Origin of the sequence: Nitrosomonas sp. Nm166, from assembly GCF_900112825.1 — a bacterium.
In the GTDB taxonomy this organism is placed as follows: Bacteria; Pseudomonadota; Gammaproteobacteria; order Burkholderiales; family Nitrosomonadaceae; genus Nitrosomonas.
In genome coordinates this window covers 15,667-34,876 of record NZ_FONE01000038.1, presented here as the reverse complement: position 1 = coordinate 34,876, position 19,210 = coordinate 15,667, and the positions used below count along the sequence as shown (strand labels likewise).

Genomic DNA, 19,210 nt, shown 5'->3' with positions numbered 1-19,210 from the left:
GTGTGGGATGAATTACGGGAAAAATTCTTTCATAACCGTGCCTTCGATAGTTTGGATGCGCTTGAGATACATCTGGAGAGCGCGCTAAAAAGCCTTGAATCAAACCAGGAAACTATGCGCGGCATTACCGGATGGGATTGGATTATTAATGCTGTTCCTAAATAGAATTGGAATTACACTGAATTTCGGAGTTATTCACTAGCCTGTGTGCGATAACGAACAGAACAGAATAGTCTTACCTGCCATATTAAAAAAATATCAAAGTTCGAGTATTACTATTCATATTCAGGTAAAGCGAGCAAGAACATTCAACTAAATAACCCCGTCTCATCCAACTCTGTTTTAAGTATAAACGAGGAAAAACATGGCTCAAGATATCCAGCGTACGCAGCGTCTGCGCAAAACTGTTGAAATACTTGCTTCTGACATAGGAGAGCGAAATCTGTACCGATATGGCAGCCTCGGGGCTGCGGCGGGTTTTATTGAAAATGCTTTTGGCGAGCTTGGTTATTCTGTTGTTCGTCAGATATATGAAGCGAAGGATTTAGAGTTTTCTAATTTAGAAGCAGAAATTCCCGGTCAAGAAGTACCGCAAGAGATTGTCATAGTGGGTGCACACTACGATACACATCGAAAATCACCCGGGGCCAACGACAACGGTTCAGCCATTGCAGCGCTCCTGGAACTTGCCCGTGCTTGCGCGGGAAAAAGGTTTTCACGTACCCTACGCTTCATCGCTTTTACTAATGAAGAGAGTCCATTCACCCGATCACCAGAAATGGGTAGCCGTGTTTATGCCAGGCGATGTCGTAAGCGAGGGGAAGAAGTCGTTGCGATGATCTGCCTGGAGACCATCGGTTTTTGCTCTGACCAGAGGGGCAGTCAGTGGCTGTCATTGATGGGTTTACTGCTGCCCAGACAAGGGAATTTTATTGCCCTGGTGGGAAACTCCAAATCACATAAATTGCTATCGGACATGGAGAGTTTGCTTCATCACCATGCGAATATCCCGTGCAAGGCGTTGACCCTTCCTACCAATTTCCCCGGCGCATGGAGTTCCGATCATTGGTCCTTTTGGAAAGAAGGATATCCGGCCGTTATGGTTACCGATACCGCCCCATTACGCTACCGGCAATATCATACGCCAGAAGATACACCTGAAAAAATTAACTACGATTTTCTTACAAAAGTTGTCGATGGCTTGGAACAAACGGTCAGAAATTTGGCTGTCCAATAAAATGATAGAAATTAGGGTTACCACGTTACCACTTATTATTGAGCCGCATCCATACAAGAAACAACGCCAGGACTAGACCTGGCGTTGTGGTCAAACGAAACAATCCATCAGCAGGAAACAGCCCTTACGGTCTTGTTCCAATTGACTTCGTTTTTCATCCGTTGGTTTCGTTCTGGCGGCTTTACCTATCCTGAGTTTGCTCGTTTTAAGGATTATGATTACGATCCGCTAAAATGAGTTCTCCTATAAGAATATTGTTGACCGCCATCCTTAGATGCAGCAGGCTTAGTACCCGCCACTTTTCGATCCGCTGCTACCGGAAGTTGAGCCAGAGGGTGAACCAGAAGGAGTCGGGCTGGTACCGCTTGGTTGTCCAGATGAACCAGAGGGTCTCTGGGTAGAGGTTGATTCCCGTTGTCTGTCTTGACTTGATGTGTCACTGCCAGTGGTGCCCATGCTGCTACCCTGACTGGTTCCTTGTCCGGATGTTGAGCCACTCTGCGTGCTGCTTTGTGCATACGCAAAGCTCACTAATCCGGCCATCAGGCCTGCTATTAATACAAGCGAAGTAACATTTTTACGAGTAGAAATATGCTTCATTTTTTTCCTCCATATTTATACAGTAGAATTACTGTCCAGACAGCATATCTACTCTTGCTAATTTATTCTGTTCGTTTTCACACAGTATATGAAGACATCTTCTCTATCACTGGAATAAATAAAATTGACGAGGAAACCAGCTTCTGCGCTTAGAATACGGCATTGAAATACATCCTACATCCGTGCTGCTACTACATAGACTGAGCCATACAAGCATTGTTACTGATAGTCCTGATAGTCAGTTATAGTCTTCCTATGGCCGATACATGGCGATATTGGCAAGCACTCCGCCGTTGTCAGAATCACATTCTTAACGATTAACATTCTTAATGATTAAGATTGAAAAAGTTATTGTATTTTATGGTATTTACTTCATTTAGAGTTGTTTCGTTTTTATTCTGGACTTATTTTCCTCCTTATATCCATCTTGAAATTCTCAAAGATAAATCCTATTATTAGCACTCATGGTTAGTGAGTGCTAAATTCGTTATTTAGCAGCTTGGCAATTTCCATGATGAATTCGGGAAAGCTGGAAATCTCGCATAAGTATTGGACAGGTAATTAATTTTAAAAGGAGAAAGCAACATGAAAATTCGTCCATTGCATGATCGTGTGATTGTCAAACGATTAGAAGATGAGCGCAAAACGGCATCAGGTATTGTTATTCCAGATAGTGCAGCAGAGAAACCAGATCAAGGTGAAGTCTTAGCAATAGGAAAAGGCAAAGTAGGCGAAGATGGAAAAGTCCGGCCACTGGAAGTCAAGGTGGGCGATAAGATATTGTTTGGCAAATATGCCGGACAGTCGGTAAAAGTTCAGGGAGAAGAGCTTTTAGTTATGCGGGAAGAAGATATTATGGGCGTGATTGAAGGTTGATCGTACTCATCCATTTGGCCGCTAAAAATAATATTTGAGAGATTAGGAGAAGATTTATGTCAGCAAAAGAAGTAAAGTTCAGTGATTCAGCCCGCCATAGAATGGTGACTGGTGTCAATATTTTAGCCGATGCGGTAAAAGTAACACTAGGGCCAAAAGGCCGGAACGTAGTACTGGATCGTTCGTATGGTGCACCGACCATTACCAAAGATGGTGTTTCAGTTGCTAAAGAGATCGAACTGAAAGATAAGTTTGAAAATATGGGTGCTCAGATGTTGAAAGAAGTTGCTAGCAAAACATCTGATGTGGCCGGTGACGGTACTACTACTGCGACTGTGTTAGCGCAAGCTATCGTTAAAGAAGGCATGAAGTATGTCGCTGCAGGTATGAATCCAATGGACCTCAAGCGTGGCATTGATAAGGCAGTTAATGCTGCCGTTGGCGAATTAAAAAAACTTTCAAAACCATGTGCGACGGCGAAAGAGATTGCTCAGGTTGGTAGTATTTCTGCTAACTCGGATACCGAGATCGGTAAAATCATTGCGGATGCAATGGATAAAGTAGGCAAGGAAGGTGTAATTACCGTAGAAGATGGATCAGGATTGCAAAATGAACTGGAAGTGGTTGAAGGTATGCAGTTTGATCGTGGTTATCTGTCGCCCTATTTTGTAAGCAGCGCAGATAAACAAATTGCGCTTCTGGAAAACCCTTTTATCTTACTGCATGATAAAAAGATTTCTAATATACGCGACTTGTTACCCGTATTGGAACAAGTAGCCAAAGCAGGCAAACCTTTATTGATTATTGCAGAAGACGTCGACGGCGAAGCACTTGCAACGCTAGTTGTTAATAATATTCGAGGCATTTTAAAAACTTGTGCCGTTAAAGCACCGGGCTTTGGTGATCGTCGCAAAGCCATGCTGGAGGATATTGCCATCCTAACAGGTGGTACTGTAATTGCTGAAGAAGTTGGTTTAACTTTGGAAAAAGCGACACTGAATGATCTGGGGCAGGCTAAGCGAGTAGAAGTTGGTAAAGAAAACACGACAATTATTGATGGCGCTGGTGATGCTGGCAATATTGAAGGTCGTGTTAAACAGATCCGCACTCAAATAGAAGAAGCTACTAGCGATTATGATAAAGAGAAATTGCAAGAACGAGTAGCTAAGCTTGCTGGTGGTGTAGCGCTTATTAAAGTAGGGGCCGCGACTGAAGTAGAAATGAAAGAGAAAAAAGCTCGCGTAGAAGATGCATTGCATGCCACTCGTGCAGCAGTCGAAGAAGGTGTTATTCCAGGAGGGGGTGTGGCACTGTTACGTACGATCTCGGTTGTTAAAAATACCAAGGGAGATAATCATGATCAAGATGCAGGTATTAAGATTGTTTTACGCGCTCTTGAGGAACCATTACGCCAAATTGTAACTAATTGTGGTGATGAACCATCCGTTGTTGTCAATAAGGTGACCGAAGGCCAGGGTAATTTTGGTTACAATGCAGCAACCAGTGAATACGGGGATCTGGTAGCAATGGGTGTTTTAGATCCTACAAAAGTTACTCGCTCTGCTTTACAGAACGCAGCCTCAGTAGCAAGCCTGATGTTAACCACAGACGCCATGGTTGCAGAACTGCCTAAGGAAGAGACTGCAGCAGCTGGTGGTATGGGCGGCATGGGTGGTATGGGCGGCATGGGTGGTATGGATATGTAGTATAGTATCAAAGCTACTCGATATTTATAAACAGACTTCAGTGTTCTGCTGGGGTCTGTTTTTTGTTGTCTTTGAATTATAAATTAGGCACTTATGAGTAGTCGCTTTTTTTTTCTCTTAAAAATACTTTATCATGATAAATTTCGATTATGAAAAAGGTAGAAAACTATTCAGTATCGAAGGATCTTCTTAAAGATCGTGTAATTCTTATTACCGGTGCTGGGCAAGGATTAGGGCGTACTGCGGCGCTAACTTATGCAAATTATGGCGCAACGGTAATCTTACATGGGCGCAAGGTGGAAAAATTAGAGCGCGTCTATGATGAAATTGAAGCCATAGGCAAAGCACAAGCGCTTATTTATCCGCTTGATTTGGCGCATGCCGAGGATAAGGATTTTATAATGATCGCTCAAGCCATAGCGCAACAACTAGGGCGGTTAGATGGAATTTTGCATAATGCTGCATTTTTATATGGTTTGAGTCCACTTGAAAATCAAACCGTTGAGCAATGGCGAGCGATGTTGCAGGTTAATTTGATCACCCCTTTCGCTTTAACTAACGCATGTCTGCCGTTGCTGAAAATGGCTCCTGACGCCAGCGTTATTATGACCTCGAGCTCTCATGGACATCAACCGTCAGCTTATTGGGGGGGCTTTACAGTGGCTAAAGCAGGTATTGAAGCCTTGGTGAAAATTCAGGCTGATGAATGGGAAACCATACCAAATTTGCGAATTAATGCTGTTGTACCCGGCATTGTTAATTCACCACAGCGGGCTAAAACTCATCCGGGCGAGATCAAGCAAACGATGCGGCAACCAGAAGATCTCATGTCAACTTATTTGTATCTGATGGGACCGGATAGTAGGGGAATGAGCGGTCAGACAGTATTTTGCCAGAGTAATGAATGATCTGGCTGCGGTAAGCGGGATTAAAAGGTATAATTGCTAAGATAAAAATAAAACAAAATGCGAAAGTGGCGGAATTGGTAGACGCACCAGATTTAGGTTCTGGCGCCGAGAGGTGTGGGGGTTCGAGTCCCCCCTTTCGCACCAATTAATTATATATTATTGCAGAACTATCTTATTCGATAAATATCATAATCTGATGAGCGGATAGTGATGGGCCTGCGTATTGAAAAATATTTAATCAGTCAGGAATTTTAATGGCATCAAATGTAGAAAACCTCGGTGCATTGGAGCGTCGCTTTGATATCACAATCTCTCTAGAGAAATTGCAGGGCGAGATAGAGAATCGCCTAAAACGTTTAGTAAAGACGACCAAGTTACATGGTTTCCGCCCTGGGAAGGTTCCCCTAAAAATAGTTACACAAATGTATGGCACCCAAGTTCAACAGGATGTTCTGAATGATGCGGTCCATAAGGAATTCACAGAGACTATTAAGGAATTGAATTTGCAGGTTGCCGGCTATCCACGTATTGAAGCGAAATCCTTAAACGATAATAATACCTCTTACACATTTAGCGCGACATTCGAGGTATATCCTGAAATCGTTATTGGAGATTTAAGCACTCAAAGTATAGAGCGGCCTAACGTAGAAGTGAGTGATACTGATATTGATAAAACGCTAGAAATGATTCGTAATCGGCGTATGGTCTATGAACCAGTCACACGTTCGGCAAAGAAAGGTGATCGGGTCAAGATCGATTATCATGGGGTTATTGATGGCAGTGATTTTCCGGGTGGGAAAGCTAAAGATACCCAGTTGATATTGGGTGACGGAAGGTTTCTTAAAGATTTTGAAACTTCACTTATGGGTATGAGGGTAGGGAATAATAAATCATTTGAAGTTGTTTTTCCAGAAGATTATCATGGTAAAGAAGTCGCCGGCAAAACCGTTATATTTGAAGTAAAACTTAATGAACTCGAAGAACCTGTATTGCCAGATGTGAATGCTGACTTTGCTAAGTCACTCGGTATTTCTGATGGGGATATCAAAAAATTGCGCGAAAGTATTCAACGGGATCTGGAACACGAAGTTTCGAAGCGAATCAGATCAAAGGTCAAAGAACAAATCATGCAGTTGTTATTAGATACGACCCAGATCGAAGCGCCCAGCGTTTTAATTAATCAAGAAATAGAGCAATTAATGCAGAACGCAAAAAGTAATCTTGAAGCGCGTGGAATGAAAAGTAGAGGAATCTCTCTTACGCCGGATCTTTTTAAAGAAAAAGCAGAATATCGAGTTAAGTTAGGTTTGATTCTGGCAGAACTTGTAAAAGTGCATGCGCTAAAAGCTACACGCGAGCAGGTTCGCAGCATCATAGAAGATGCAGCGCAAAGTTATGAAAACCCCGAGCAAGTAATCAAATGGCATTATGCTTCTTCAGAGCGTCTGCAAGAAGCCGAATCATTGGCATTGGAAGAGAATGTGGTAAATTGGGTGCTTAACAAAATAAATTTAATTGATAAAACTATAACATTTGATGAGTTGATGGGGATATCCGCAAATGACGCAACCATTTGATAGTCTGCGTGATCTAGAACCTAGGAATTTGGGTCTCATTCCTATGGTGATAGAAACGAGCGGGCGGGGCGAGCGCGCTTATGATATTTATTCGCGCTTATTAAAGGAAAGGGTAGTATTTTTGGTAGGCCCTGTTACGGAAGCAAGTGCAAATTTGGTCGTTGCGCAGTTTCTATTTCTAGAGTCAGAGAATTCAGAGAAAGATATTCACTTTTATATTAATTCCCCGGGTGGCATGGTATCTGCCGGCTTGGCTATTTATGACACAATGCAATATATTAAGCCGGATGTCAGTACTTTATGCATTGGTCAGGCGGCAAGTATGGGGGCATTATTATTAGCTGCGGGAGCAAAAGGCAAGCGTTACTGTTTGCCAAATTCACGTGTGATGATCCATCAACCACTGGGTGGTTTTCAAGGACAAGCCTCTGATATTGAAATACATGCACGTGAGATCTTATTTCTTAAAGCTCGTTTAAATGAGATTATGGCAAAGCATACGGGGCGTCCAGTGGCGGATATAGAAAAAGATACTGATCGTGATAATTTCATGAGTGCAGTCGAGTCAGTAGAGTATGGGCTGGTTGATGCCGTATTAGCGCAAAGGGATGAAAGTTCAAATTAAGTGTATGCTTGTAAAATTTTTAAGCAGGGAATTTAACTCAATTACTGTGGGATAGAGATATGCCAGACAAAGCTAGTGGCGAGAAACTTCTTTATTGTTCTTTTTGCGGCAAAAGCCAGCATGAAGTAAGAAAACTTATCGCAGGCCCCTCCGTATTCATTTGCGATGAATGTATCGATTTATGTAATGATATCATTCGGGAAGAAATGCAAGGTGATGAAGGAACAAAACTGGTTAAGTCAACTTTGCCTGTACCTCGTGAAATTTGTCAAATTCTTGATCAATATGTGATCGGACAGGAATCAGCAAAAAAAATACTGTCTGTTGCGGTTTATAATCATTATAAGCGTCTGAGAAATGTAGTGAAGCCAGGCGAAACAGAGGATATTGAACTCTCAAAGAGCAATATCCTACTTATTGGGCCGACTGGTTCAGGTAAGACACTGCTTGCGCAGACTCTAGCTCGACTTTTGGATGTACCTTTTATTATTGCAGACGCTACAGCCTTAACTGAAGCAGGCTATGTGGGTGAGGATGTAGAAAACATTATCCAGAAATTGCTTCAGAAATGTAATTATGACGCTGAAAAGGCGCAACGTGGCATTGTGTACATTGATGAGATTGATAAGATCTCACGCAAATCAGATAACCCATCCATTACACGTGATGTGTCAGGGGAAGGCGTACAACAAGCACTACTGAAATTAGTAGAAGGCACCATTGCGATGGTTCCTCCTCAGGGAGGACGAAAACATCCTAACCAGGAGTTTATTCAAGTAGACACTACGAATATTTTATTTATTTGTGGCGGTGCATTTGATGGTCTTGACAAAGTGATCAGAGCGCGCACCGAGAAGGGTGGAATCGGCTTTGGGGTTGATGTGAAAAGCCATAACAAGAAGGATATAAATAGGGTTCTACAGCAGGTAGAACCAGAAGACTTAGTTAAATTTGGCTTGATTCCTGAATTTGTTGGACGTTTGCCTGTGGTCGCAACATTAGAAGAGCTCAATGAAGCTGCGTTAATTCAGATTCTAACAGAGCCTAAGAATGCGCTCGTCAAGCAGTACTGGAAGATGTTCAATATGGAAGGAGGCGTTGAGCTCGAATTTCGGGAGCCGGCTCTCAAAGCAATTGCGAGAAGAGCTTTAACGCGTAAAACGGGTGCACGCGGTTTGCGTTCAATTCTGGAAGAAATTCTATTAGATATTATGTATGATCTTCCATCATTAGAAAATATTACTAAAGTAGTCATCGATTATAATTCAGTCAATGACGATATTAAACCCATATTAATTTTCTCGGATCAGCCAAAAATTGCTAAACGTTCCAAGTAATGGGCTAATAACAATTTGTTTGAATAAAATAAAATGTGTATTTATTCTTCTATTTTGATTGTTTTTCCGTTTGATGGAGACGTGCTGGCGTATGTTTAAAATATTTTTACCTTGAATTTCTGATTGATGTACATACTTTATTAGCTAGCGAGTTGTGAAATTTTATAGATGAGTAAATATGACCTCTTTGAATGATCATTCTGAACAATTGATATTGCCGCTTTTACCGTTACGTGATGTGGTTGTTTTTCCACATATGGTTATTCCACTATTTGTTGGGAGACAGAAATCTATTAAAGCACTTGAGCTTGCAATGGAATCGAATAAAAACATTCTACTTGTTGCTCAGAAAATTGCATCTAAAGATGATCCTGCGCCTGGGGATCTCTATGATGTGTGTAGTGTATCCAGTTTATTACAAATGCTGAAGCTACCTGATGGTACCGTTAAGGTCCTGGTAGAAGGTAATTATCGTGCCCGTATTCTGGAATTAATTGACTCTGAAACTCATTTTACTGGCAGAGCGTTACAAGTTTCGACTGATACAAGTAACAATTCCGAGGCTGAAGCAATGCGGCGCGCCATTCTGACCCAATTCGATCAATATGTGAAACTGAATAAAAAAATTCCACCAGAAATTATTACTTCACTCAATGGCATAGATGATGCAGGGCGTCTGGCAGATACTATTGCTGCCTACTTACCATTAAAACTTGAGCAAAAACAGGAAGTCCTGGAAATTTTTGATATATCCAAACGCCTAGAACACTTATTAGGGTTATTGGAAACCGAATTGGATATCTTGCAAGTAGAAAAGCGTATCCGCGGTAGAGTTAAACGTCAGATGGAAAAGAGTCAACGTGACTATTACCTTAACGAACAAGTAAAAGCCATCCAGAAAGAATTAGGTGAAGGTGAAGACGGCGCGGATATTGAGGAAATTGAGAAAAAAATACAAGCTGCTCAGATGCCTAAAGAGGCACATGCTAAAGCTGAATCAGAATTAAAAAAACTTCGTTTGATGTCTCCTATGTCTGCGGAAGCAACAGTAGTTCGTAATTATATCGATGCACTCGTGGCTCTGCCATGGAAAAAGAAAAGCAAAATTAGTTATGATCTAAAAGCCGCGGAAGCAGCACTTGAGAAGGATCATTATGGCTTGGAGAAAGTCAAGGAACGAATTGTTGAATACCTAGCTGTTCAGCAACGGGTAAACAAATTAAAAGCACCTATTCTTTGTCTCGTGGGTCCGCCAGGTGTTGGTAAAACCTCATTGGGGCAATCCATTGCACGCGCTACAAACAGAAAATTTGTGCGTATGTCACTGGGTGGCGTGCGAGATGAGGCTGAGATTCGCGGCCATCGAAGAACCTATATTGGATCAATGCCCGGTAAGATCTTGCATAATATGGGTAAGGTGGGAGTTAGAAATCCATTGTTCTTACTAGACGAAGTGGATAAGATGGGAATGGATTTTCGTGGAGATCCGGCATCTGCCCTATTGGAAGTTCTTGATCCAGAACAAAATAATACATTTGTTGATCACTACATTGAAGTGGAATACGATTTATCCGATGTCATGTTTGTAGCAACTGCAAATACGCTAAACATACCCCCAGCGTTGCTTGATCGTATGGAGGTAATTCAGTTGTCAGGGTATACAGAAGACGAGAAGCTGAATATAGCCACGCGTTACTTATTAACTAAACAGATGCAGAATCATGGCCTCAAGGAAAATGAATTAATAATTTCAAATTCAGCGCTTCAGGATATTGCTCGCTATTACACCAGAGAAGCTGGGGTAAGGGCAATGGAGCGAGAAATTTCAAAGATTTGCCGGAAAGCTGTAAAAGCGATGCTACTTAAGAAAGGAAAGAACAAAGTAGTTGTTACATCTCGTAATCTGGACAAGTTCTTAGGGGTAAGGCGTTATACATACGGTATTGCTGAAGAAAAGAACCAAGTTGGGCAAGTAACTGGTTTGGCTTGGACTGAAGTTGGTGGCGAGCTATTAACTATTGAAGCTGTTGTATTGTCTGGAAAAGGAAAAACCATCACTACGGGCAAATTGGGCGAGGTAATGCAGGAATCTATTCAGGCTGCGCTTTCTGTGGTTCGAGGTCGTTCCCACTCATTGGGTATACCGGAAGATTTCTATCAAAAAAATGATATTCATATCCATCTTCCCGAAGGCGCCACACCCAAGGATGGGCCAAGTGCTGGTATTGGAATTTGTATCGCAATGGTATCGGTTCTGACAAATATTCCTGTGAGAGCGGATGTGGCTATGACTGGTGAAATTACTTTGAGAGGAGAAGTGCTTCCAATAGGTGGCTTAAAGGAGAAATTATTAGCTGCTCATCGCGGTGGTATTAAGGTAGCAATTATTCCTGAAAAAAATGTAAAGGATTTAACCGATATTCCAGCAAATGTCAAAAATCAACTGACTATCTATCCCGTCAGATGGATAGACCAAGTGCTTGACTTAGCATTGGAACATAAACCAGAGTTGCTTCCTGTTTCAATTACGCAGCCATCTTTGCAATCAAATACTGAAGATAAGCTAATAGAAAATGTAATCAAGCATTGAATAGAGTAATTTCCAGAATTTCAGAGTAACTAATAGCTATTATTTCTGACTGACTATCAGTTATTTTTAAATAATTCAGAGATAATTTGAGAATTCTGACGGGATTAGATATTCACAAGTTTCCAAAATCCTGACTCTGAAATTAACCTAAAGAATAGCATGCTTAATCTGTGGCATACGCGCGATCATTACTTTAAATCGCGCGTATGATAGACAATAATTTAAGCTATGAAACTATAGGTCCTTCAACCCAGTTACAATCTGAAACCAGACACATACCGCCAAATTTCTTCATCGCTGGCCTCAATTCATTAAGTAACTTTTGCGCCTGATCTTCTTTACAGGCTAGAACAACCATAACATTCTCCTGTTCCAGCAAAACATCATCAGGATCCCGCACACCACGCGATCCATAGCCACCTACATTTTTGATAACAGTATATCCACGTGTTTCATTTCTTTCTATCAATTCCATTAACTGATCGAGCTGTTCTATTCCGATAACGATCTCGAATCTTTTCATTGCGATTGTGTTATTCATAAATTTTTCCAAAAAGGTTAGATAATTATTAAATAAAATTTAATAGTTTCTATACTGGGATGCCATGAAACCAATGCGCCATCTCCCAGTAAATCGGTACACCAACGAATATATTAAAGGGGAAAGTCACACCAAGCGAAGCGCCTATTGAGAGTGCAGGATCCGCATCTGGTACGGCAATCCGCATAGCTGCAGGAGCAGCGATATAGGAACAACTCGCATACAAGACAGCCAATAACATGGTACCACCCTCTGACAAGCCAAATATCCAGCCCAGGTAAGCACCAAAAACTCCAGCCGTTAACGGGAACAGTATACCAAATGCGATGATGAATATACCTTTGTCAATAACCGCCTTCAACCGTGATGCTGCCAGTAAACCCATTTCCAACAGGAAGAAGGCCAGCACGCCCATAAACAAGTCCATAAACATTTTATCCAGCGGCGATACAAGTTTCACCACACCGGCGTAGTACCCAATAATCACGCCAGCTATCAATAGATAGAGACTTGTACCAGTCAGAATTTCGTGCATCAACTTGCCCCATTTGGTTTTCTCGCCGCCAGCACCTGCACGTGCCAGGATCGTGCCGGTTACCAGTGCGGGTATCTCCATCAGCGCCATAATCAGCACCATATAGCCTTCGGAATACTCATCTTTTGCAGCCAGAAAGGCTACACCCACAGCGAAAGTCACGGCACTTACCGAGCCATAGTGAGCAGAAATAGCGCCTGCATCAGCCTGGGTGAATTTACCCAGGAACCTCAATATCGGATAAGCCGTCAGCGGAATCAGTGCCGCTAAGACAACCATAGAGACAGCAATAGGCAGTACCTCCATGATTTCGTACTTGGCCATCGACACCCCGCCTTTAAAGCCAATGGCGATTAATAGAAAAAGACTCAAGCTCTTATATAAAGCCTCCGGTATTTTTAGATCGGATTTGATTACACCTGCCAAAACCCCAAATACGAAAAATAAAACTACTGGTTGTATAGTTGTCATTCAATGCTCCCTATTTACCTGATTATATATAAATTTTACTTATAAAAATTCTTTACTTATCGCAGCCCTCTTTAAAGTATCGTAAATCCGAAGAAGCTATCTGAATGGTTTCAGTAAAGAATAATAAACATAAACCGAAATTCTTGTCTGAAATTTACGAAACTCTAAGGATCAAAACGTTAACATAGGAAATGTGAAGAATTCGTGAAGTATAAAAATATTATCAATCAAATGATTAAGGGAAAATAATATGAAAAGTTGTACCTTTGCCAGGGGTGCTATCTACTTCGATAAGCCAGCCATAATGATCACAGATTCTCTTGACAATGGCCAACCCGATGCCCAGTCCTTCTCCTTGGGTAGCACCGCGAAAAAAACGCTCATAAAGTAATGGTAAATAGGCTGGTTCTATTCCAATGCCGGAATCTGACACTGATAACCGCTGGTTATGATATTCAACGCGGATAAAGCCTTTTTCTGTATACTGCACAGCATTTCGAAGTAAATTCATCAGTGCGGTATGGAGAGCTTGACGGTTGAGGGTCACAGTGACTGCAGGCGCAATGCTTACTTCAAAATCCAGTTTTTTTCGATACATTTCTGCACATATCGGTTCAACAGCATCAAAAACACATTCGGCAATAGCAACGGGTTCCATCACCCCTAGCGATTGTTCTCGTGCCAGAAATAACAAGGCTTGTAATTGTTCTCCCATGCGCGTAGCTGCGGCTTCGATCATTTTTATCCGATGATGCGCTCTGCTTGGTAAATCGGGCTCTGCAACCAACAATTCACAACTGGTCAGAATGGTAGTAATCGGAGTTCTTAATTCATGGCTGATATTAGCGGTGAACTCTTGCTCTCGCTGGAGCATGCGTTTAATGCGATTTTGATAATCATCCAATGCTCTTGCAAGCTGTGCAACTTCTTCGTCCATATCGGGCTGGGTCAGTAACCCAACCTGAATGTCTCCAGGAGCTAGTAAATTGACTCGTTCAGCTAAATCGGTTACTTGCTTAACCAATATCCCGGCAAGGAGATAGCCAACTCCGAATGCGATAGCAACTACTGCCACCCAGGATAATAGAATAAGTAATCTCAGCTTGCTTAATCGCTGCTGATGAAGTGCTATCCGATAAGCAACCAGGAACCTCACTTCATCAATACTGTGCACTAAGACATGAAAATCCGCAGAACCATAGTTAATACGATGGTGACCAGAATTCAATCCCCTTAAATAAGCAGGGATTTGTAATTCGTCATCCATGTCATGGATAACATAACTTTTTAGATGTGAACCAACTTGAGAAATAAAATCTGAATGCGCCTGATAACGATGAACAAGATGATCCATTTCCATTCTGATCACTTGCTCGATGTGGGCTTCTTCTATATTATCGGAAGCAAAATAGAGAATAATGCAAAGCGTTCCAACAATAAAGATACTGAATGTCGCTAGCGTTACTGCAACACGATAGCGCAGACTGTGTTCAATCGGGAATGTGAGCACGAGAAGTTAAGCAATAACCAAGACCATGGACAGTTTCGATGGGATCGTAACCGCCCGCTTTCGTGAGTGCCCGCCGTAAAATATGCATATGGCTGCGCAGCGTATCGCTTGTTTCCTGAACATCTTCCCACGCTTCCAATTCAAGCTCTTCGCGACTAAATACCCTGCCGGGCTCACTCATCATCAGCGCCAATAAACGGATGCACTTGGGTGGAAGCTTCACATTTTTGTTCTCGAACCGAATAGAAAGTGTTTTAGGGTCAAAGGAAAGCTTGTCAAATTCTAACTTACGGCTGGCAACTTTACCAATATGTCTTTTGTGCAGTGCTAACAAGCGAGCCTCGACTTCCTTTAATGCAAAAGGTTTTATGAGATAGTCATCGGCTCCCTGCTCAAAACCGGCCAGCTTATCTTCCAGCGTGTCGCGGGCTGTTAACATCAGAATCGGTGTGTCAATCTGTGATTCTTGCCGTAGCTTCCGGCACAAAGTCATTCCGTTCATGCCAGGCAAGCCTAAATCGAGCAGGATTGCATCAAATCGCTGTGTTACAGCAAGATGAAGCCCGGCGATACCATTTGCTGCTGCATCTGCGCTATGTCCGCGTGATTCCAGAAAATCATAAAGGTTAGCTGCGATGGCCAGATCGTCTTCAATAATCAGTATATGCATGAGTTACCTACATGATAATTCAAATTTTCTTAAGTTTTCATGGAGTGGAATTTACGACTTAATGAGTGAACAGCCTCCACCAGAGCTGCCGCATTCTCGGGCGGTGTAAACTGAGAAATGCCATGCCCCAGATTAAAGACATGACCGCTCCCGTTACCATAACTGGCAAGTACCTTTTCAACTTCTGAGGCGATGACTTCGGGTGAAGCAAAAAGTACTGAAGGATCAAGATTACCCTGCAAAGCAACTTTATCTCCTACTCGACGGCGTGCTTCACCAATATCGATTGTCCAGTCTAAGCCAACTGCATCGCAACCAATATTTGCAATGGCCTCCAGCCATAAACCACCACCTTTGGTAAAAACGATACTCGGCACTTGCATACCATCCTGTTCACGTTTTAATCCAGCAATAATCTGCTGAATATAGTGCAACGAGAATTCTTTATAAGCCGCATCCGAAAGTGTGCCACCCCAAGTGTCAAAAATCATTACAGTTTGCGCACCGGATTCTATTTGTGCATTAAGATAAGCCATCACAGCTTTTGCATTCACCTCAAGGATGTGATGCAGCAATTCGGGACGTTGGTATAGCATGGTTTTTATTTCGCGAAATTCAGTACCGCCACGACCTTCAACCATGTAGCATGCGAGTGTAAAAGGGCTACCCGAGAAACCAATCAGCGGCACCCGATTATCCAGCGCTTTGCGAATTTCTGAAACAGCATCCATTACATAGCGCAATTTTGTATCGGGATCCGGGATTGTCAAGGCATGAATTTCTTTTTCCTCACGTAAAGGACGTTCAAACATGGGCCCTTCGCCCTGCGAAAAATACAACCCTAATCCCATTGCATCAGGAATTGTCAGAATATCCGAGAATAATATTGCTGCATCCAGCGGAAAGCGTGCCAGTGGTTGCAATGTCACTTCAGTAGCAAAAGCGGGATTCTTGCATAGCGAAAGAAAATCTCCTGCACGAGCGCGGGTTGCATTATATTCCGCCAAATATCTGCCTGCCTGGCGCATGAGCCAGACTGGTGTGTATTCAACAGGCTGCTTCAGCAATGCGCATAGTAATGTATCGTTTTTGAGTTTTGTCATTAAAATAAGCCTATATCTTATTGTTTTTTAAAAAGGCCGTCGCTAAGCAAATATTAACCTTTTTCTAAGTAATCATATTACCAGCGAATAATCATTCCGGCTATTACCGATGTGGTAGAGAAGCACATCTATTACCGGAAATGGATTTCTGGCTAAGAATAAAGAGAATTTAGTTTTCGGCAATTGTAAACAAACGCTGATATTCTTTAATTGCATAGCGGTCAGTCATGCCGGCAATATAGTCGGCAATCACCTGGTGGCCTTCCTGGTCAAACTTTTTCTGATATTCGGCAGGCAGCAATTGGATTTCCGAGCTAAAAGCCGCAAATAATCTCTGTATGGTATGACGTGCTTTATTGCTCATACGCGCGACGCGAAAATGCCGATAAAGATTGTCATGCAAGAACTTTTTTAATTCTTGCTGTTCCTTTTTTATCTGCGAGCTAAAACCGATCAGTGGTGGCGCGCTACGTACAGCAGCGAGGCTATCAATACTCGCATTCTTGATATTGAGAGTGCTTTGCTGGGTTAGGTCAGTAACTAATGTGTTAATCATACTGCGAACAGTTTCGTAAACCATGCGACGCTCTGAGAGCGTGGAATAATTATTTTTTACTTGTGTTAAATGGCGCGAGAAAATAGAGACTTGTTCCATTTGATTCAGCGTTATCAGACCTGAGCGCAAGCCATCATCCACATCATGATTGTTATAGGCGATTTCATCTGAGAAATTTGCCAGCTGCGCTTCCAAGGAAGGTCTTTTGTGCTGCAGAAAGCGCTCTCCGAGTTCGCCCAGTTTTTCTGTATTCTTTTTGGCAACATGCTTGAGTATGCCTTCCCGCGTTTCATAACAGAGATTAAGACCATCAAAAGCTGCATATCGTTCTTCTAGCACATCCACAACCCGCAAGGATTGAAGGTTATGTTCAAAACCACCGTAATCTCTCATGCAATCATTCAATGCTTCTTGGCCGGCATGTCCAAACGGCGTGTGTCCCAGATCATGCGCAAGAGAAATTGCTTCAACCAGATCTTCATTCAAACACAGGTTTCTTGCAATCGACCGTCCTATCTGTGCAACTTCCAGGCTATGTGTAAGGCGTGTGCGAAATAAATCCCCTTCGTGATTCACAAAAACCTGAGTTTTATACTCCAAGCGGCGAAAGGCTGCGGAATGGATGATTCGGTCCCGGTCACGCTGGAACTCACTACGGCCGGCAGGTAATCCTTCATGAATCCTGCGTCCCTGTGAATTATGAGAAGATACGGCATACACAGCCAGCTTATTCATCGGTCATGCAAGTCAAAATCGTCTCGGTAAGTAGTGCTGGCGGGATATCAGCTCGCATTACCGCCTCACCAATGCGGTTCAGAAGTATAAAGCGTGTTTTGCCCGCATCCACTTTTTTGTCCAGCATCATCAGTTGCAAATATTTTTCTGGTGGCATTTTAGGTGCAGTAACCGGTAATCCGGCTTGTATAAAAATCTTGCGTATACGGTTGACATCCCCCTCATTGATCAGCTTCATGCGGCGGGATAGTTCAGCTGCCAGTACAGTGCCCGCTGCCACTGCTTCTCCATGTAGCCAGACACCATAGCCCATTCCATTTTCAATGGCATGACCGAACGTATGACCCAGATTCAGCAAAGCGCGTATACCCTTTTCTTTTTCGTCGGCGGCCACTATTTCAGCTTTGTTTTCACAGCTGCGTTGAATCGCTTTATTCAGCGTCACTGGGTCACGTGCCAATAAACGATGCATATTTTGTTCCAACCAATCAAAGAAAGCAGGATCACGGATCAATCCATACTTGATAATCTCAGCAAGACCTGCGCGCAATTCTCTATCAGGCAAAGTATTCAAGGTGGCGCTATCTGCCAATACCATGCGCGGCTGATAAAAGGCACCAATCATATTTTTACCCAGTTGGTGATTGATGCCTGTTTTACCCCCTACTGAGGAATCAACCTGTGCCAGTAAGGTTGTGGGTATCTGGATAAACGGCACGCCGCGCAAGTAGGTTGCCGCTGCAAATCCGGTAAGATCACCGATCACGCCGCCACCAAGTGCCAATATAGCAGTATTTCTTTCACAGTGGTTTTGAAGCAGCGCATCAAAAATCAGATTTAAAGTTTCCCAATTTTTATGGACTTCACCATCGGGCAGAATAATAGGAACAGAAATAACCCCATGTTTTTCTAGAGCGGCGCGTAATTTCTCCAGGTATAGCGGGGCAATGGTAGTATTGCTTACGATGGCAACACGTTTTTGTGGCAAGCAGGATAAGATCAAGTCAACTCGTTCCAGAATGCCATGTCCGATATGTATCAGATAGCTGCGTTTTTCTGAGGACGGGGTAAAGTCTACCGAAATGGTTTGCATCATATTGGGGGTATCATGGAGTTGGAAAAGATCAAGATTAATAGAAACTAGTTTATTGATAAGTTTTTGTACCAAATGGCGTACGCCTTGTTTTCCGCTATCGATAATGATATGCGCAGTTTCGCGATAATGAGCATCGCGCTGAATATAAAGTTCATTTAATCTTGCAAATAAATTTTGGGTTTGAAGAAGAGGTCGATTTTTATCGTGCCGAGTACGTCGATATAAATCATTAACCGATGCCCGCAGGTAGATAACGATTCCGCTCCGCTTCAGTAATTGACGATTTTCTGGACTCAGAACTGCACCGCCACCGGTAGCCAGAATGATGTTATCTTTCTTAACCAGATCAGTCAGCACTTCAGATTCTCGTTTACGAAAGCCAGTTTCACCTTCAATCTCAAATATCACTGGAATTTTTACACCGGTACGTTCCTGGATTTCATGATCAGAATCGACAAATTCTTTACCCAGAGAATTTGCTAATGCTCTACCAATGGTTGTTTTCCCGGCACCCATCATACCGATTAAGATAATATT

The 19,210-nt window shown here is 42.5% G+C and carries 16 protein-coding genes, 1 tRNA gene and 1 pseudogene; 9 read left to right on the top strand and 9 right to left on the bottom strand.

The features are described from left to right. Positions 1–364: 364 nt before the first annotated feature. The gene (locus tag BM021_RS11210; RefSeq protein WP_090721121.1) at positions 365–1,237 is read left to right on the top strand and encodes a M28 family peptidase; all 873 of its coding nucleotides are present in this window, start codon (positions 365–367) and stop codon (positions 1,235–1,237) included. Between the two features lie 285 nt (positions 1,238–1,522). Here BM021_RS11210 and BM021_RS11205 read toward each other — a convergent pair whose 3' ends face one another. Next, the gene (locus tag BM021_RS11205) at positions 1,523–1,837 is read right to left on the bottom strand and encodes a hypothetical protein (protein ID WP_143074329.1); all 315 of its coding nucleotides are present in this window, start codon (positions 1,835–1,837) and stop codon (positions 1,523–1,525) included. 585 nt (positions 1,838–2,422) lie between these two features. On the opposite strand from BM021_RS11205, the gene BM021_RS11200 reads away from it, so the two are divergent. From BM021_RS11200 to lon, 8 genes are all read left to right on the top strand, one after another. Continuing rightward, positions 2,423–2,713 (top strand): co-chaperone GroES, encoded by a 291-nt coding sequence (locus BM021_RS11200; protein ID WP_090721119.1) that lies wholly within the window; start codon positions 2,423–2,425, stop codon positions 2,711–2,713. Between the two features lie 56 nt (positions 2,714–2,769). After that, positions 2,770–4,419 (top strand): chaperonin GroEL, encoded by a 1,650-nt coding sequence (gene groL, locus BM021_RS11195; RefSeq protein WP_090721118.1) that lies wholly within the window; start codon positions 2,770–2,772, stop codon positions 4,417–4,419. A gap of 149 nt (positions 4,420–4,568) precedes the next feature. Beyond that, the gene (locus tag BM021_RS11190; RefSeq protein WP_090721117.1) at positions 4,569–5,327 is read left to right on the top strand and encodes a YciK family oxidoreductase; all 759 of its coding nucleotides are present in this window, start codon (positions 4,569–4,571) and stop codon (positions 5,325–5,327) included. Positions 5,328–5,386: 59 nt separating this feature from the next. Next, positions 5,387–5,471 (top strand) — tRNA-Leu (locus tag BM021_RS11185). Positions 5,472–5,581: 110 nt separating this feature from the next. Then, on the top strand, positions 5,582–6,904 hold the full coding sequence (gene tig, locus BM021_RS11180) for a trigger factor (RefSeq protein WP_090721116.1): 1,323 nt from the start codon (positions 5,582–5,584) through the stop codon (positions 6,902–6,904). Next, a complete protein-coding gene (gene clpP / locus BM021_RS11175) occupies positions 6,888–7,529 on the top strand; it encodes an ATP-dependent Clp endopeptidase proteolytic subunit ClpP (protein ID WP_090721115.1) in 642 nt (213 codons plus the stop codon). The genes tig and clpP overlap by 17 nt, the downstream gene beginning before the upstream one ends. Before the next feature lie 59 nt (positions 7,530–7,588). Then, complete coding sequence (gene clpX, locus BM021_RS11170) at positions 7,589–8,866, top strand: ATP-dependent Clp protease ATP-binding subunit ClpX (RefSeq protein ID WP_090721114.1); 1,278 nt, start codon at positions 7,589–7,591, stop codon at positions 8,864–8,866. 178 nt (positions 8,867–9,044) lie between these two features. Then, positions 9,045–11,456 (top strand): endopeptidase La, encoded by a 2,412-nt coding sequence (gene lon, locus BM021_RS11165; protein WP_090721113.1) that lies wholly within the window; start codon positions 9,045–9,047, stop codon positions 11,454–11,456. 226 nt (positions 11,457–11,682) lie between these two features. On the opposite strand, the gene BM021_RS11160 is transcribed toward lon, so the two are convergent. From BM021_RS11160 to BM021_RS16160, 8 genes and pseudogenes are all read right to left on the bottom strand, one after another. After that, complete coding sequence (locus BM021_RS11160) at positions 11,683–11,997, bottom strand: DUF190 domain-containing protein (protein WP_090721112.1); 315 nt, start codon at positions 11,995–11,997, stop codon at positions 11,683–11,685. A 49-nt stretch (positions 11,998–12,046) separates the two neighbouring features. After that, a complete protein-coding gene (locus tag BM021_RS11155; protein ID WP_090721111.1) occupies positions 12,047–13,003 on the bottom strand; it encodes a sodium-dependent bicarbonate transport family permease in 957 nt (318 codons plus the stop codon). A gap of 235 nt (positions 13,004–13,238) precedes the next feature. Next, positions 13,239–14,513: a sensor histidine kinase gene (locus BM021_RS11150; protein ID WP_090721110.1), complete on the bottom strand. Its 1,275-nt coding sequence runs from the start codon at positions 14,511–14,513 to the stop codon at positions 13,239–13,241. After that, positions 14,494–15,183 carry a response regulator transcription factor gene (locus BM021_RS11145; RefSeq protein ID WP_090721109.1) on the bottom strand — a complete coding sequence of 230 codons (690 nt, stop codon included), beginning with the start codon at positions 15,181–15,183 and terminating at the stop codon, positions 14,494–14,496. Before BM021_RS11145 ends, BM021_RS11150 begins: the two co-directional genes overlap by 20 nt. A 29-nt stretch (positions 15,184–15,212) precedes the next feature. After that, positions 15,213–16,286, bottom strand: a complete 1,074-nt coding sequence (gene hemE, locus BM021_RS11140) for a uroporphyrinogen decarboxylase (RefSeq protein ID WP_090721108.1) — start codon at positions 16,284–16,286, stop codon at positions 15,213–15,215. A gap of 169 nt (positions 16,287–16,455) precedes the next feature. Beyond that, complete coding sequence (locus tag BM021_RS11135) at positions 16,456–17,577, bottom strand: deoxyguanosinetriphosphate triphosphohydrolase (protein WP_090721107.1); 1,122 nt, start codon at positions 17,575–17,577, stop codon at positions 16,456–16,458. Continuing rightward, entirely contained in the window at positions 17,570–18,670 is a 1,101-nt protein-coding gene (aroB, locus tag BM021_RS16165) for a 3-dehydroquinate synthase (RefSeq protein ID WP_256207881.1), read from the bottom strand. The genes BM021_RS11135 and aroB overlap by 8 nt, the downstream gene beginning before the upstream one ends. 108 nt (positions 18,671–18,778) lie before the next feature. Then, positions 18,779–19,189: pseudogene (locus BM021_RS16160) on the bottom strand (shikimate kinase); the annotation flags it as partial. Positions 19,190–19,210: the final 21 nt, after the last annotated feature.